Raw genomic sequence first — 17,692 nt, 5'->3', positions numbered from 1 at the left:
ATTAACAAGACTTGGGGCAAAATCCCTTATTAAAGGTAGTGACTTTTTACAGGTTCTGGAAAACCTCACCTTCGCTTTACCCAAGGGTAAATCTTTCCCTCTCCATGAGTTCAAAGAGGGATGTCCGCCAGGACAAGGTGAGGTTTTTGTTTTGTTTTGGGTTTGGGTAATTTCATGACTTGTGTGTACACCGTAGCCGACAAGAGGAGAGGCTTTGAATTTTCCCCCTTCCCTAGTAGGGAAGGGGGCTAGCGGGTTAGGTCTGGTGTTGGTTTTTCCACATGAGATGAAAAGTCAGGAGTCTTCGAGCGTCATTACTAATTACGAATTAGTTAAAATACCTGCTCAAAAGCCTCAATCAAGCTGTTAACTTCCTCAAGGGTGTTGTAATGCACCATACTCACCCGGACTATTCCATCAAGCGATGCCAACCCCAGGTATTCAATCAGCCGTTTAGCATAAAAGTCTCCGTAGCGAATCCCAATATAATGTTGGTCAATTTTTGCCGGAATGGTCGAGCTATTCATTCCATTTACCACAAAAGATATAGTTGGCACACGAGATTGACGGTCAGCCTTTGATTGACCAATCACTCGCACATTAGGCTTGCTGTTGAGGTAGTTTAGAAGGCGATCGCTAATCTTTTCTTCATGTATGCTAATTAAATCAAACGCCTGCACCATTTGATTTCTTAAATCAGGTGCAGTTTGATTGCCGTAGTGCAGTTGTGCTAACTCACTTAGATAATCACATAAACCCAGCATTCCATAACTTAATTCAAAATTGACATTCCCTAACTGAAATTTATAAGGAATATCTATCTGTTCAATAAAATAATGATTTAGACCAGGCAATCTTAATAAATGTTCTTCTTTCCCATAAAGTAAGGCATGATGTGGGCCATAGACTTTATAACAACTCAAAGCATAAAAATCAACATTCAAATCTTGGACATCAACTAATCTGTGGGGTGCATAAGCTACACCATCCACACAAATCATCGCGCCGCGATCGTGCACAAATGTAGCAATTTCTTTGATAGGGTTGATAGTTCCCAGAACATTAGAAGCATGAGTCAAGGCTACTAGTTTGGTGCGCTGACTCATCAATGGTTCTAAATCTGCTAAATCAAGTTCTAAGGTATCTGAGCGAATTTGCCACACTTTAACCTTCATTCCTTGTTTTTCAAGAGCGACCCAAGCACCAATATTCGCCTCATGGTCACAATTAGTAACAATAATTTCATCACCAGGTGTAAAGGTTTGACCCAGACAAATTGAGAGAACTTTCAACATCATTGTAGTAGATGGACCCATGACCACTTCTTTAGAATAATTGGCGTTAATCAAAGTAGCCATTCCCCTAGTTGCTAGAGCCAATCGTTCTCCGGCAAGTTGAGAAACCGCATAAGAAGCTCCCAACTGGACATTAGAACTTAGGAGAAATTCGCTAATTCTATCTACTACTTTTTTTAGGGTTTGTGACCCGCCAGCATTATCAAAAAAAGTCCATTCACCAGCTAGGGCGGGAAAATATTGACGAACTTTATCAAGATTCAGGAGCATAGTATAAGTCTTCTAGAGAATGTTCTTTACCCTAGCCTATCTTTTGGCAAGTCGCACAGAGAGCATCTACATCCTCTTTTGGTGTTTACAGCTTGTTGTGCCAGCCTTCTTGCTCTGCAAGAATCTCCCTAAAGGGGGTATACGTGGCGACCCAAAGAGTATTTTACTGACATATCTAACTTCCAGCAAGGGTTAATGTCTTGATTCTTCACAATTCTCGCCAATTTTATTTGATAAGTTTAAGGAAGGTCAAAGCAACTATTGTTTTGATTCTTAATTCCTTGATTGAAAACAAAGGAACACCTATGAACACTACGGTTAAATACGACATTGAGGTTATTAAGGAAGAAGCACTTCGACTTGTTAAAAAGGGACTTGTTAACCGTCAGCAGCCAATTTATACCCTCTGTAAATGTATTCCTCACCGTGACTGGGTTAATTTTGAACTTGAGTTAGAAAAAAACGAATTTCTACTCAGAGATAGAATTATCGACCTACTGAATCACGAATCGTGGGAAGACGATTGAGGCTGTATTTAGAAGCTGAACCCCATTAGCAGCATCTTAATAAATTCAAAATTAAAAATTAATTTTTCAGCACTAAAAACCCTCGAATTAAGTCGGGGGTTATAAACAATAGATTATTAAAGTAAGCAATAAATCTTGATGGATGGGTTAGGTGGTTGAGAAGAGGAGAGAAGCACCACTAGCGTAGCAATACTTTTCTGTTAAAGGGGAGAGGGAAAGGTGAAGTCCCTCTAGAGATAAGAGGCAGGATTTAAATTCACCCCTTACTCGAATGACATCAAGTTTAGGTAAAGAAGTAAGAAAGACAAGAGGACAATTTTTTCCCTTGTGCCTGCGAAGTTCTGTACTCTTCTTTTGACAAAGAGGCGCTAGGGATGGGTGATGCTCCTTCTGGTGCGTCCGCGCTACGCATAGCTTGCTTCCCCATAGGGGTACATCGTTAACGCTGCGCTAACGGCAGTTGCTCATGGGCAGCCACTGCAATGGACGGGTTAAGAGGCATAAAGGAGCCTACCGCGTGGGCGGATCTGCCGACTTGAGCGGACTGGCATCAAGTGGTGTGGAAACCCCTAAGTCCGTTACGGGGTTTATTAATAAACCCGAAAGCACAAACCTTTTGGCGACGTTTAAGAGCAAGGGTTTAATATTTTCACTCATCAATTAATTTCAAAGATTTCACACTAATAAGACTACTAAGACTACCAAAACTATCAATTAAGGTAATCTCTTGAGATAACAGATCATCTATCTCTAATTTGACAATAGAATGAGTTTGGTCACTGTAAAATTCTATTTATTTCCTGGTTTAGCCACTAACTTGCATTGTGTCCCCTGTATTAGGTCTTGTAAGATTTATAGGAGCTATTTATCAATATATTTGCTTGATTTTATCTTGTCGGAGAATAATTTATGATTTTCAACAGTTTAGAGGATGTCTGAGAAGTTAAAAATGTCATGCGGAATGGAGCGATAGCCAAGTGTTGCATCTCATTAACCCACGGGAAATTGCGATTCTTCTCTTCTCTACGAGAGGCTGCGCCAACGAGACGCTACGCGAACGCTCCACTTCGTTATGCTCAGAATGAAAAATTATACCTTTCCTACACTTTTCAGACATCCTCTTACCTCGACTTTATCCAAAATTAAGAACTCGGTTTCTTTATCCGGCAAAAACCCTGGCTTTTTCGCAAATACTTTTTCCACGTCACTCATTCTCGGTGAAATCGAAAAAGTAAAACGACAGTCCCACAAAGATTTCAGCGTTAGCGATTATGCAACGACTTCGCAGGAGTATCGCCTTACAAAAAAATGGATAAAGTCGAGCTTACTTCTTCTAGCTTCTGCTACTTCGGCCTGATATCAATAAAATCATTAGAATTGACGAATTAACTATGCGATTAAACGATCAGCTGATTAACTTACCTAGCTTAAATCATGTTATTAATCGTTCTCCATTAACGATTAACCCTGATAGTTCTGTAGTCGAAGCTATTGTCTTGATGAGTCAGGAAAGATGTAGTAATTATGTACCTACCAGTTTAAATTCCTCATTAGATTTAAACCCCGAAAGTCAACCATTAACTGGGTGTGTCTTGGTTGTAGAGGTAGCTATTTTATTGGGTATATTTACTGAGCAAGATGTAGTTAAACTTATAGCTTCTGGAATGGACTTATCCACGGTGACAATAGCTGAAGTGATGACGCAGCCAGTCGTTACCCTTAGACAATCAGATTCTCAGGATATTTTCATCGCCTTATCGTTATTACGTCAGTATCAGACTCACTATTTGCCCGTTTTGGACGATCGCGGGCAATTACTAGGAATCGTCACTGAGACTAGCTTGCTACAAGCCTTTGACATGATAAAAATGGTTGGGGTCGTCGAAGGCTTGCAGGAATATTTACAAAAACCCACAGATGAATTCAGGCAGGTTAATCAGCCAATTGAGATAGAGCAAATACGCTGCCAAACTCAAAATTACTTAAAACTATGGGTTGAGACACAATCGGCTGAAATCATGCAAGTTAATCAGGAACTTCAGCAAGCCCTCGAAGAACTCCAGGTAGTGGATGAAGAACTGCGCGAACAAAACGAAGAGTTAGCCGTTGCCCGTGAGCTAGTAGAATCGGAGCGCCAGCGTTACCAGGATTTGTTTGAGTTCGCTCCAGATGGTTACTTGGTAACTGATGCAGCAGGTATTATCCAAGAGGCTAACCAAGCAGCAGCAACCTTGCTGGCTATCCGCCAAAAATATTTGGTAAACAAACCATTAATTTTATTTATTATTCAGCAAGACCGCCAGACTTTTACCACCCGACTGAATAATTCACAGCAGGTACAGGAGTGGGAAGTTTACCTAAAACCACGGGAAGGTACAGTTTTTCCGGCTAACATCAAAGCCGCTGCCATCTACGATTCAGAGGGTAAGCAAGTTGGCTGGCGCTGGTTACTCTGCAATATTAGCGAACGCCAACAGGCAAAGGAATCACTGGCCCAAGCTTACGAGGAGTTAGAACAACGAGTGGCAAAACGGACAGCAGAACTTGTTATGTCCAACGTCCTGTTGCAACAAGAAATTATCGAACGCCAACACGTCGAGGAAGCATTACGGCAGAGCGAAAACCTCTATCGCCATCTCGTAGAAAGCCAAACTGACATAATTCTTTGCATTGATTTGCACTTTCAGATTACCTTTGCCAATGTAGCTGCTTGTCAAACCTTCGGCTGGAAACAAGATGAGTTGCGTGATCAGTCATTTTTTCAGTTTCTTCATCCAGATGACTTGCCTGAACTGATGGCAAATATCACAACTTTAAGATCTTCATTCCATCCCTTGACTAATCATGAGCGACGTGCATTCACAGTCAACGGTTTCCGCTGGTTTCAATGGAATGCGATCGCAATTCATGATCACAAAGGAGAGCTTGTTGAAATCCAAGGGGTAGGTAGAGATATTACCGAACAGCAAACTGCGCTACACGAACGCCAACTTGCAGAAGTTGCATTGCGCCAAAGCGAGGAGAAATTTCGCACTTTTGCCGAAAACACCCACGCAGTTATCTGGATTGGTAGCCCAGATTCATTCCAACCCTTGTACATTAGTCCTGCTTATGAGAGAATTTGGGGCCGCTCTTGCCAAAGTCTTTACGACCAGCCAGATTCTTGGCTAGATGCAATTCATCCAGATGATCGCGATTGTGCCACCAAATCAGTAGAGCAATTACTTAGTACTAAATCTAGTTCAGTAGAATATCGGATTTTGCGACCTGATGGCTCGTTACGCTGGATTTGGAATCGGGGCTTTGCTGTCTATAATGACCAAGGAGAAGTTGACTACTATGGTTGCATTGCCGAAGATATCACCGAGCGCAAATTGGCAGAAGAGTCACTGCGCCAAAGTGAGGAGAAATTTCGCACTTTTGCCGAAAATACCCACGCAGCCATCTGGATTGCCAGCCCAGATTCATTCCATCCCTTGTACGTTAGTCGTGCTTATGAAAAAATTTGGGGTCGCTCTTGCCAAAATTTATTGGAGCAGCGCGAGTCCTGGATAGACACCGTTCATCCAGACGATCGCGATCGCGTCACCAATGCAGCAAAGCAACAGCTTACTACTAGTGAGTCATCTTCAATAGAATATCGAATTTTGCGACCTGATGGATCGGTGCGCTGGATCTGGGATCGGAGGTTTACTATCTATGATGATCAAGGAAAAGTTCAGTCCTATGATGGCATCGCCCAAGATATCACCGAACGCAAACTGGCCGAACAGTCACTGCAAGAAAGTGAAGCGCGATTGAGTTTAGCTTTGGAAGCTGGCGAAATGGGTATATGGGATCGCAACCTGATCACCAATACTAGTATGTGGTCTGCCAATATGGGGCCACTTTATGGTCTGCCGAGCGGTACCTTGTGTCCAACCATAGAAGGCTATCTTAATTTAATCCATCCAGAAGACCACGAATCTGTGGCTGCGAGCATACCTCGGATGATTGCCGAAGGAAGGCAAACTACAGATTATCGAGTTGTCTGGCCCGACGGCAGCCTACACTGGTTAAACTGCAAAGCTCAGGTCTACTATAACGAAATCGGTGAGGTGATCAGGATGATCGGCACAAATAGAGATATCACCGAGCGCAAGCTAACGGAACAAAAAATCTCCGAACAAGCTGCTCTACTTGATATCGCCACGGATGCCATATTAGTTCGAGATTTTCAGTCTCAAACCTTATTCTGGAATAAAGGTGCAGAGCGGATGTACGGTTGGCTTTCTACAGAGGTTATAGGAAAAGACCTTCGAGAGATTTTGTACCCAGCAGGAACTCAACAACTGCAAGAACCGCTAAAAAGCGTAATTGAGAGTGGCTCCTGGCAAGGTGAGTTATCTAAAGTTACAAAATCCGGTAATAAAATTATTGTGGAAAGCCGCTGGACATTGATGCGTGATCCTGAGGGAGAACCCAAATCTATCCTGACTGTTGACACTGACATCACCGAAAAGAAACAACTCGAAGAGCAGTTTTTTCGCACCCAGCGATTGGAAAACCTTGGTATCCTTGCAAGTGGTATTGCCCACGACTTGAACAATATATTGACACCAATTTTGGCAGCAGCTCAATTGGCACAGCAAAAATTTTTTCAAGATGAGGAGCATTTTGGGCAATTGATGGCACTTGTAGAAAGCAACGCCAAACGCGGAGCAGCTTTAGTGAAGCAAGTCTTGTCCTTTGCGCGAGGATTTAAAGGAGAGCGGACAATTATCCAAGTCCAGTACCTGATTTCAGAAATTATCCAAATTGGTAAACAGACATTTCCCAAATCTATTGAATTTTCCACGGTTATCCCAGAAGACTTGTGGCCGATCGCTGCGGACACCACACAAATGCATCAAGTGCTGATGAATCTGGTAGTAAATGCCCGCGATGCTTTACCAGATGGCGGCCAGATCAAAATTTCTGCGGAAAATAAGTTTATTGATCAAGCTTATACCAGAATGAATCTCGATGCCAAAGTTGGGCATTATATTGTAATTACTATTGCAGATAACGGAATTGGGATAGCGCCAGACATATTAGATAGAATTTTTGAGCCATTTTTTACTACAAAAGAGATCAATGCAGGTACGGGACTCGGACTTTCAACAGTGATTGGCATCATTAAAAGCCATAACGGTTTTATGAAAGTGTCTAGCAATGTTGGTAGAGGCAGCAAATTTGACCTGTTTTTACCAGCAGTGGAAGCAACCCAAGTGTTCGGGATAGAAGAGCTGGATCTGCTCCCAGGACAGGGAGAATTGATTTTAGTCGTAGATGATGAAGCCCAAATTTGTGAGATTGCCACAATTATTCTAGAAAACCATAACTATAAGATACTTACTGCCAGTAATGGCATAGAGGCGATCGCACTCTATGCCGAACACAAGCATCAAATCAATGCCGTATTGATGAATATAATGATGCCGGAGATGGATGGAATCACTGCTATTCGCACCTTGCAAAAAATGAATGAGCAGGTTCAAATTATTGCCTGTAGCGGATTGAACTCAATGGAGGTGTTTGCTCAAACAGAAGAAGCTAATGTGCAAGCAGTTTTATCAAAACCCTATACGGCCAGAGAATTATTGAAAAGTTTACACCAATTATTCAGAGGCTAGTAGTCTGTCAAGTCGAAATTGACGAGTTACTAAAGAGGAAAGGGGGCAGGGGGCAGAGGGGAGATAAATAAATTTAGTTGCTCTGAAACAAGGACGCATTATTTCGAGATGCGTAGCAGGAGAAATACAGCAGATTGCAACTTAGTGAGGTACAGATTATTGTAAGGGCACAACATTGTTGTGCCCCTACCTGTATACCTCATTTACCTGAAAAACGCTGTAAATATTTTTCTCTTGAGCATAAATAATTTTAGTTGCTCTGAGACTATGAGGCAGGGGAATTCTAGAATCTTTTTCTCCCTGCCCCCTGCCTCTTCGGTCAAGGGGAGCAGGAGAAGAATAATCAATGCCCAATGCCCAATGCCCTAATCCCATAGACTTGCAGCGTTTCATCCCAGAGCTAGACGCGAAGGTTTTTATAGTTATTTACCATTGTCGGGGAAATGTACCTCACAGAACTGGAAACCGGAAAGAAAAATGAGGTCATGACCTAGCTAAATTTCTGGAATTCGTCATCATGCATGAACTAGTTCAAGCTGTCTTCAACGGTGATGAAAAAACTGCTATACATCAGTTTATTTATGCGTTGAGTGCTTCAGGTAAGCGTTACTTCCTGAGAAATGAGATTTTGCTCTTGTTTGCCGAGTACTGTCATCAATCCCAAAAGCCAGCCTATTTTTACTACTCTTCTTCTGTTGGCAAGCTGATCCAGTATACCCACGAAATAATTTTGGAAGAGGAAAGTACTTGGTTCGTGGTTCGACCCAGGATTGCTAATCAAGAAGTTTGGAAACTGACAGGCGATTTTAGTAGGTTCGAGCAGATGACGCCTCAAGGGCTGCTAGATGTGAGAGATCGCTTAGTCAACCGCTACCAAAACCACATTCTCGAAATCGACCTTCACCCCTTTTATGAAGGTTCTCCAAGAATCGACGATCCCAGAAATATTGGTCAAGGTTTAGCCTTCCTCAACCGTTACCTGTGCAGTCAATTGTTGACTGACCCCCAATATTGGGTAGAAATGTTGTTTCAAGCATTACATAGGCTGGAATACGATGGTATTCGTCTGCTGTTGAACGATCGCATTCCCTCTGGCATTCAGTTAGCTAAACAAATTAAGCAAGCGCTGAAATTCCTGAGTGAGCGATCGCCTAATGAACCTTATGAAAAATTCCGCTTTGACTTACAAGAACTCGGCTTTGAACCGGGTTGGGGTAACACTGCGGCGCGAGTCTGTGAAACCCTACAACTCCTCGACCGACTCATTTACTCTCCAGAACCTGGCATCTTAGAAACATTTGTGGCCCGCGTCCCTGCTGTCTTTCGCGTCGTTCTCATTTCCACCCACGGCTGGGTTGGACAGGAAGATGTTTTAGGACGAGATGAAACACTCGGTCAAGTTATCTACGTCCTCGAACAAGCTCGCAGCTTAGAAAACAAACTGCGTGAAGAAATCAAACTCGCTGGTCTCGACCTGCTGGGTATTAAGCCACACGTAATTATTCTCACCCGGCTAATCCCTAACTGTGAAGGGACATTTTGCAACCTGCGCTTAGAAAAAGTCCAAGATACTGAAAATGCTTGGATATTACGCGTTCCTTTTGGCGAATTCAATCCAGAAATCACCAACAATTGGATTTCTAAATTTGAGATTTGGCCTTATTTAGAACAATTTGCTCTTGATGCGGAAAGAGAATTACTAACTCATTTCCAGGGCAAACCTAATCTGATCGTTGGCAATTATAGCGACGGTAATTTAGTGGCCTTCCTCCTATCTCGCCATCTGAAAGTTACCCAGTGCAACATTGCCCATTCCTTGGAAAAACCTAAATATCTATTTAGCAATTTATATTGGCAAGATTTAGAAGACCAATATCACTTTTCGGCACAATTCACCGCAGATTTAATTAGCATGAATGCAGCCGACTTTATTATTACATCATCCTACCAAGAAATTGTCGGCACACCTGATACCATAGGTCAATACGAGTCGTACAAGTGGTTTACGATGCCGCAGTTGTATCATGTGGTTGATGGGATTGATTTGTTCAGTCCTAAATTTAACTTAGTGCCACCGGGAGTAAATGAGAATATTTTCTTTCCCTATAGTCAAAAAGAAGACCGATCTAACCTTGGCACACAAGTCCACGACCTACTATTTAACCGCGAAGATCCCCAAATATTAGGTAAGATAAATCACCCTAACAAGCGACCAATCTTTGCTGCTGCTTCCGTCACTTCAATCAAAAATCTGACTGGGTTAGCTGAGTGTTTTGGTCAAAGTCAGGCGTTGCAAGAGCATTGTAACCTGATCCTCTTAAGTAGTAAACTGCATCCAGATGAAGCTACAAACCCCGAAGAAGCAGAAGAAATCCAAAAACTTCACGACATTATTGATCAATATCATCTCTATGGCAAGATTCGCTGGATAGGGATACGCGTTCCTACCCGCGACCTCGGCGAAGCTTACCGGGTAGTTGCTGATTGTCAGGGAATTTATGTCCACTTTGCCCGCTTTGAATCCTTCGGGCGGAGTATTTTGGAAGCGATGATTTCCGGCTTGCCAACTTTCGCTACTGAATTTGGCGGTTCTTTAGAAATTATTGAGAACCAAGAAAACAAATTTAATGTTAATCCTACAGACTTAGAAGGAACAGCAAAGAAAATTTTAAACTTCCTTGAACAATGCGATACTCATCCTGAACACTGGCACGAAGTATCAGAATGGATGAGTCAGCGAATTCATCACAAATATAATTGGCGTTTACATAGCAATCAATTACTACTGCTTACTAAAATGTTTAGTTTTTGGAACTTTGTTGTTCCAGAAAATAACGAAGCCAGAGATCGCTATATGGAAGCCTTATTTCATCTCATTTATAAACGCAGAGCCGACAAGATTTTGGAAAAGCATATGGGTGAGTAAGTGGGGGATGAGGAGACAAGGGGACAAGAGGACAAGAGGACAAGGGGGACAAGGAGAATTAGAGACTGATTTATCTACCTCAAAGACTCGTTCATCCATCTCAAAGACTCGTTCATCCATCTCAAAGACTCGTTCATCCATCTCAAAGACTGATTAACAGAGTTCAATTAAAAGACTGATTCATCTAGCTCAAAGACTCAAAATCTCCATTCCCCAATTCCCAATCCCCACTTTATGCAAACAAAAGGTCGTTCTCGCCATTTTATCTACACAGACTGGATATTAATCGAAACCCAGTTTGACGCTGAACAACTGCAATCCAAAGAAACCGTCTTTACAATCGGCAATGGATATCTAGGAACAAGGGGCAGTTTTGAAGAAGGTCATCCTCATGCATTGCCAGCTACTTTTATCAACGGTGTCTACGACGATGTGCCAGTAGTGTACACTGAACTGGTAAATTGCCCGGACTGGCTACCCTTGGTAGTGATTGTGAATGGCGATCGCTTCCGTCTCGATCAAGGTGAGATATTGCGCTATGATCGGCAACTTGATCTGCGTAATGGACTACTGATCCGTGCCTTGCGTTGGCGCTCTCCCAGTGGGAACACCATAGACATCATATTTGAACGCTTTGCTAGTCTGGCAGATCCGCACGTGTTAGCGCTACGCTGCAATTTAACACCAGTAGATTTTGATGGGTTAATTGAAGTTCAAGCTAGTATCAACGGCTATCCAGAAAATCAGGGTTTCAATCACTGGGAAGGACTAGATCAGGGCAAGACCGACCAAGGAATCTGGTTGCAACGCTGCACCCGCAGCTCCCGAATTGAACTCTGTATGGCAGCTAAAATGAGAATATTCGGCACTGAAGCATCTTTGCAAGTCAGTACCGCACCTGGTTATCCTACCTTGAGTACGAGCTACCAGGCTAAAGCGCAACAGACCGTAACAGTAGAAAAACTCGTCACAGTTTTTACCTCACGGGAGATTGAAACACCAGTCCCAGCAGCTCAAGAAAAACTTGCGCAACTGCCAGACTACGCAACATTACTAAGAGCCAACGAGCAGGCATGGGATGAGGTTTGGGAGCAAAGTGACATCCTGATTGAGGGGGATAGTACAGCTACTTTTGCTGTTCGCTACAATCTGTTTCAGCTGCTGATTGCTGCCCCACGGGATGATGACAAGGTGAGCATTCCTGCTAAAACCCTTTCCGGATTTGGCTATCGCGGTCATATCTTTTGGGATACAGAAATTTTTATGCAGCCCCTGTTTGTGTTTACCCAACCAGCGATCGCCCGCAACTTACTCAGTTACCGTTGGCACACGTTGAATGGAGCTAGACGTAAGGCAGCGCATTACGGGTATAGAGGGGCAATGTTTGCTTGGGAAAGTGCTGATACCGGAGACGAAGTGACACCACGTTGGGCTATCGGCAGTGATTTTTATGGTGAAGACGTGCGGATTTGGTGTCGCGATCGCGAAATTCATATCAATGCAGATATCCCCTACGCCATTTGGAACTACTGGCAAACCACTGGTGACGATGAGTGGATGCAAAAGTGCGGCGCAGAGGTGATCTTGGATGCCGCCATTTTTTGGGGTAGCCGGGTCGAATTCAATCCTGAGCGCGAAAAGTATGAAATTCAGGGAGTGATCGGAGCGGATGAATACCATGAATTCGTCCACAACAACGCCTTTACAAACCGCATGGCGCAATGGCATTTAGAGAAAGCGATCGCAGTCTATGACTGGTTGGTTCACAAATTCCCCGAACGAGCTACCGAACTAGAGCAGAAACTAAAACTCACTTCAGAAGAACGAACGCACTGGCAAGATATCATCGCCAAAATATTGTTTCTCTATGACCCATCAACAGAACTAATTGAGCAGATCGAGGGATTTTTCCAATTGGAAGATATCAACTTAGCAGACTATGAAGGGCGCGATCGCTCCATGCAAGCCATCTTGGGTATTGAGAAAACCAATAAATATCAAGTACTCAAGCAGCCGGATGTATTGATGCTGCTTTATTTAATGCGGGAATCAGCAGATTTTCCCTACAACGAAAAAGCATTGCAGACAAACTGGGACTACTACGCACCCCGCACCGACATTACCTATGGTTCGTCCCTTGGTCCCGCAGTTCACGCCATCTTAGCTTCCGATTTGGGCAAATCAACCGAAGCTTACGAAGTCTTTATGCACGCGTTAATGGTGGATCTTGAAGATAACCGAGGTAACACCAGCGATGGAATTCATGGCGCTACTGCTGGTGGCGTTTGGCAAGCTGTAATTTTTGGATTCGGCGGCATCCAACTAACCGAAAATGGTCCCGTAGCCAATCCCCATCTGCCCCCTGGCTGGACACGGCTGAAGTTTAAACTGCACTGGCGCGGGAAATGGCACGACTTCGATCTGCATCGGGGACAAGTCGCCCAAGATATAACTCGTCAATTAGAATATCTCCAACTTTCCCTCTCTGCAAATCCCCCAGATTTCCATTCAGAAGCTTCTGAACACCAAATTGCTCCCCCTGCCTCCCCTGCTTCCTCATCTCCCCCACTCCCCATTACCCCCACTCCCCAGAGAGCGCCACGTGTTCCCCACAACCCCAACATCCAAGGATTCATCTTCGACCTAGATGGTGTGCTAACAGATACAGCAGAACTCCATTATCTAGCGTGGCAGAAGCTAGCAGATGAAGAGGGTATACCGTTTAATCGGCAGGCTAACGAAGCGTTGCGGGGTGTATCCCGTCGTGCTTCCCTGATGCTGATTCTTGGGGATAGACCGTATTCGGAAGCACAAATCCAGGAGATGATGGAGCGCAAGAATCGCTACTACGTGGAATTGATGCAAAATATGACGCCCAAGGATTTGTTGCCAGGTGCGATCGCCTTCTTGGATGAACTGCGGCAAGCTGGTATTAAGATCGGTATTGGTTCAGGTAGCAAAAATGCCCGCACAGTGCTAGAGCGATTGGGCATTGCTGACAAAGTAGATGCGATCGCTGACGGTTATAGTGTACAGGAACCCAAGCCAGCACCCGACCTATTTCTGTACGCAGCCAACCAACTAGGAATTGAACCAGGGCAATCTGTAGTTGTAGAAGATGCCGCAGCAGGTGTTGACGCGGCTCTAGCCGCTGGTATGTGGGCAGTAGGACTCGGCCCTGTTGAACGAGTTGGAGCCGCTCATATTGTTTTCCCCAGCCTAGCAGGCATCAAATGGGCAGATTTAAGAGCAAAATTCACAGAACTTACGCAAAAAGGCAGTGAAAGCCTTGATTTACCGTAGGGGCAATTCATGTAGACGCATACTCCTACGGAGAAGCAAGCTACGCAAAGCGTCTGTCTGCGACACGCTGCGCGAACGTAGAGAAGCGGCTTAAGGCAGGGTACATTGGTGTCAACTTCAGCAAAAACCCCTTTAAAACCTCGTTTCTAGCCTCCGCCTGGAAATGCTCGTCATTGGGCTGCTGCCGCGAGTAAGGGAGGCGGAGCCTCAATCAGGGGCATTAAGAGTCAGAGACTCTTAACGAGGTAATGTCTCATATCATGTTCGCCTAATTAGTTATAATTCTCGCATCTGTGCAAAAACCAGGAAACCCTCTTTCCCCCTGCTTCCTGCCCCCTGCCCTCAGCAAGAACTGCGGTCTTAATGAGAAGTCTTTAACCGAATACGATATCAAAGCATTCTCGCTTACTGGCTTTCACTTTAAGTTGACACCAATGGGCAGGGTATTGCCCCGACATTTCGTACTTGATGTGTAAGTCCTAATTAAGCAACATTGCCAGACAAAAACATTAAGGGACTTCCAATTAATAATTCAAAATTAAAGACCAATACCCTTGGGTTAAGGCTTGATCCTCCCCAACCCTCCTTAAAATAAATTAAGCTTTTTGGCGATTTTTGCGTAAGTCCTAATAAAGTAAAAATAAAATTACTCTAAGGGAGCCAGTGCGTTGCTTTGATCAAAAGAGTTGTAGCAACTGGCGTTGTGTTAGGCCCATGTTTCGATATGGTTTGTCACAAGAAACATGACTCTCGGCTATCACGCACCGCTATATAATATCGTGCATTAGGCTAAAGCCGTAACGCACCCTACTTAAGATTTACTGTTAAATTCCAAAAGCTAAAATCGTCCAAGTAGGGAATCTAAAATAAAACCTAACTTTAGATATCCAATTAGGAGTAAGAACGTGAATTTGGAGGATTTAACCTTACAGTTAGAGAATATGCGTCAGCGAGTCACCCTTTTGCAATGCCAGAGTGAACAGCAAAAAGCACAGGAAGATATTGAACTTGTCACCGCAGTATTCAAAGAAGTCCACCTAGCTTTGGAAGAACTACAAATAGCTAATGAAGAACTACACCAGCAGAATGAAGAATTATTCAATGCTCAACAGGATTTGGTCGCACAACGTCAACGCTACCAAGAATTGTTTGAAGAAGTACCAGATGCTTATTTTGTGACTGATACAGAAGGGGTAATTCAAGAAGCGAACTTAGCCGCTACTACCTTGTTAAACATCTCAAAGAGTTTCCTATTGGGCAAACCCATAGGGATTTTTGTGCTTGAAAAAGAGCTGATTGCTTTTCACTTAAAACTGACTCATCTGGGCGATCACGCCGAAATCCCAGACTGGAAAATGCAAGAGTGGGAAGTAAACCTGCGACCATTTAACACAACGCCGATTATCGCTGCGGTTAAGGTGGTTGCTATCCGTAATCAATACAGTAAGTTAGTTGGTCTGCGCTGGCTATTGCGGGACATTAGGGAAAGCAAGCGAACCCAAGCCAAGCTGCAATGGGCAGAAGAGGCAATGCGACAAGCACTAATCCAAGAAAAGCAATTTAGTGAACTCAAATCCCGCTTGATTACCATCACCTCCCATGAGTTTCGCACGCCTTTAGCTACCATCCACTCTTCTGCGGAACTACTAGAATATTATCGCCACCTATGGACGAAGGAACGACAACAGACCCACCTGCGTCGCATTCAAACATCAGTTATGCACATGACCCAGTTGTTGAATGATGTATTGGTGCTGAGTCAGGATGAAACAGGCTCCTTAGAGTTGAATCCAACACCCCTGAATTTGGTGGAATTTTGCCGTGATTTATTAGAAGAATTAGAACAGAGCGATCGCTCACAACATGCGATCGCTTTTTGCGGCGAGTGCCAATCCACCCCAGCTAACTTAGACGCTAAACTACTGCGGCAAATCTTGAGTAATTTATTCTCGAATTGTCTAAAATACTCTCCCATTGGTAGCACAGTTAAGTTTTCTGTCACCACTGCCAACGATCAAGCTATATTCCAGACTCAAGACTTTGGTATTGGCATTCCCCCTTCTGACATTGAACACATCTTTGAACCCTTCCATCGCGCCAGTAATGCAGACAATATTCCAGGAATGGGATTGGGGATGTCTATCGTCAAGCAGGCTGTAGATTTGCATGGCGGCGAGATTATTGTCGAAAGTGCGATCGGCGCGGGAACTACTTTTACAGTTATTCTGCCATTTTCGAGAAATTTGCATGTATAGCGGCTTGCACTAAGAATTTTGCTGCGCTCCAATTCGACTTTCCAATGGATGCATAGACACCCCAGCGCCTGGTCATCGACATCACAATCTTAGGTTAATAAGCTGCAATAATCACTGATAAAATTGGGCTGAAAACCAGACAGGATAGGCTTTTAAGTGCCTTTTAATTTAGGAAGACTGTACAATAATTAATCACTTTTATTTATCTAATTTAAAAAAAAAAGTAATTGCTTGTATGCTGGAAGGTCTTTAAAGTGAAGTTAGCTGGTCAACAATAAGTTGATTGTAAAGTTTTTCTTAGCAGTAGCTTAGGGAAACAAACTCAAAAACTTTGTATCTTTGAAATATGAGTTTAAAATATTACACCTGTGGTAATCTCTAACAAATCAGAATACGCACTTCTAGCCCTGTTAGAGTTGGCAACCTGCTACCCTAACGGTGAAGCCCTACAAATTCGAGAGATAGCGGCATTGCAAGACATACCGAACCGCTATTTGGAACAACTCCTGGCAACATTAAGACGTGGAGGTTTAATTAAGAGTATACGCGGAGCCAAAGGTGGCTATGTTTTGGCACGAGACCCTAGTAAGATTACAGTGTTTGATGCTTTTAGCTGTATGGAAGGATCAGATATTGTTGTCTCTACTTGTGAGCCAACTCCCAACACGGTAGAAGGTGAGCTAATTCAGGAAGTCTGGCAGGAAGCACGTCAGGCTGCAAACTCCGTTTTGGAAAAATATACACTCCAAGACCTTTGTGAGCGAAGATCAATCCGCAAGCATAAGGAACTCATGTATTACATTTAGGAAGGATGAAGTGGGAGAATTTTCATCCTTAATAAGCTGTTCCACAAAAACCAAAGCAGATATTGGGTGCTCGTGTCGCCCACCCCACAAGAAATGTACAATTTCCGATTATCCAAACTAGATGTGGTTTAGCTGATCAAAGTAATAATGAGATAACCTGTGAAGCTATTATATGCCTGAAGTCAATTCTCAACAGCCTATAAGTAGTGCTACTACTCTTGTGGAGAGTTATGCAGCCGGAAAACGAGACTTTAGTAAAGCAGAACTGGGTAATGCTGATTTGCAAGGCATTAACTTGAAAGGATCTGACCTCAGCTATGCTGACTTGAGTGAAGCTAACCTGAGTGGCGCTAATTTGAGGGGAACTGACCTCAGCTTTGCCTTTCTGGGTCAAGCTAATCTGAAGGATGCCGATCTGAGAGGAGCATTATTGATGTCAGCGAATCTGTGCCAAGCTGACCTCAAAGGAGCGAACCTGGAAAAAGCAGACTACGATCGCAGCACCCATTTTCCTCAAGATTTCGACCCAGTGAAAGCGGGTATGCAGATTAAATTTGAAAATTATTAATTTAAGTTGAATGATCATACTAGCCTCAAGATAGAAGATTTTTCTCCCAAAAGATGTTGTATTTTGGTAAGAAAGCCTATCTATGAGG

9 protein-coding genes are annotated in these 17,692 nt (G+C 43.4%); 7 read left to right on the top strand and 2 right to left on the bottom strand.

The annotated features are described in order from the left end of the window. Nucleotides 1-332: 332 nt before the first annotated feature. Nucleotides 333-1,565, bottom strand: a complete 1,233-nt coding sequence (locus tag V7K85_RS10365) for a cysteine desulfurase-like protein (RefSeq protein ID WP_334813289.1) — start codon at nucleotides 1,563-1,565, stop codon at nucleotides 333-335. A gap of 305 nt (nucleotides 1,566-1,870) precedes the next feature. On the opposite strand from V7K85_RS10365, the gene V7K85_RS10360 reads away from it, so the two are divergent. Next, nucleotides 1,871-2,092: a DUF4327 family protein gene (locus tag V7K85_RS10360; protein ID WP_334813287.1), complete on the top strand. Its 222-nt coding sequence runs from the start codon at nucleotides 1,871-1,873 to the stop codon at nucleotides 2,090-2,092. A gap of 510 nt (nucleotides 2,093-2,602) precedes the next feature. Here the strand turns inward: V7K85_RS10360 and V7K85_RS10355 are convergent. Further along, nucleotides 2,603-2,749: a hypothetical protein gene (locus V7K85_RS10355; RefSeq protein ID WP_334813285.1), complete on the bottom strand. Its 147-nt coding sequence runs from the start codon at nucleotides 2,747-2,749 to the stop codon at nucleotides 2,603-2,605. Between the two features lie 734 nt (nucleotides 2,750-3,483). Between V7K85_RS10355 and V7K85_RS10350 the strand changes: the two genes are divergently transcribed. The 6 genes from V7K85_RS10350 (at nucleotide 3,484) to V7K85_RS10325 (ending at nucleotide 17,604) form a co-directional block, all read left to right on the top strand. After that, complete coding sequence (locus V7K85_RS10350; RefSeq protein ID WP_334813283.1) at nucleotides 3,484-7,746, top strand: PAS domain S-box protein; 4,263 nt, start codon at nucleotides 3,484-3,486, stop codon at nucleotides 7,744-7,746. Between the two features lie 517 nt (nucleotides 7,747-8,263). After that, the gene (locus tag V7K85_RS10345; protein ID WP_334813281.1) at nucleotides 8,264-10,672 is read left to right on the top strand and encodes a sucrose synthase; all 2,409 of its coding nucleotides are present in this window, start codon (nucleotides 8,264-8,266) and stop codon (nucleotides 10,670-10,672) included. Nucleotides 10,673-10,906: 234 nt separating this feature from the next. Continuing rightward, nucleotides 10,907-13,975 carry a beta-phosphoglucomutase gene (gene pgmB, locus V7K85_RS10340; protein ID WP_334813279.1) on the top strand — a complete coding sequence of 1,023 codons (3,069 nt, stop codon included), beginning with the start codon at nucleotides 10,907-10,909 and terminating at the stop codon, nucleotides 13,973-13,975. Nucleotides 13,976-14,880: 905 nt separating this feature from the next. Next, the gene (locus tag V7K85_RS10335; RefSeq protein ID WP_334813277.1) at nucleotides 14,881-16,230 is read left to right on the top strand and encodes a PAS domain-containing sensor histidine kinase; all 1,350 of its coding nucleotides are present in this window, start codon (nucleotides 14,881-14,883) and stop codon (nucleotides 16,228-16,230) included. 368 nt (nucleotides 16,231-16,598) lie between these two features. Next, nucleotides 16,599-17,036, top strand: coding sequence for an RrF2 family transcriptional regulator (locus V7K85_RS10330; protein ID WP_334813275.1), 438 nt, complete (start codon nucleotides 16,599-16,601; stop codon nucleotides 17,034-17,036). A 172-nt stretch (nucleotides 17,037-17,208) separates the two neighbouring features. Continuing rightward, complete coding sequence (locus V7K85_RS10325; protein ID WP_334813274.1) at nucleotides 17,209-17,604, top strand: pentapeptide repeat-containing protein; 396 nt, start codon at nucleotides 17,209-17,211, stop codon at nucleotides 17,602-17,604. Nucleotides 17,605-17,692: the final 88 nt, after the last annotated feature.

The organism is Nostoc sp. (assembly GCF_036917615.1).
In the GTDB taxonomy this organism is placed as follows: Bacteria; Cyanobacteriota; Cyanobacteriia; order Cyanobacteriales; family Nostocaceae; genus Nostoc.
This window is presented reverse-complemented; position numbering and strand designations above follow the sequence as displayed.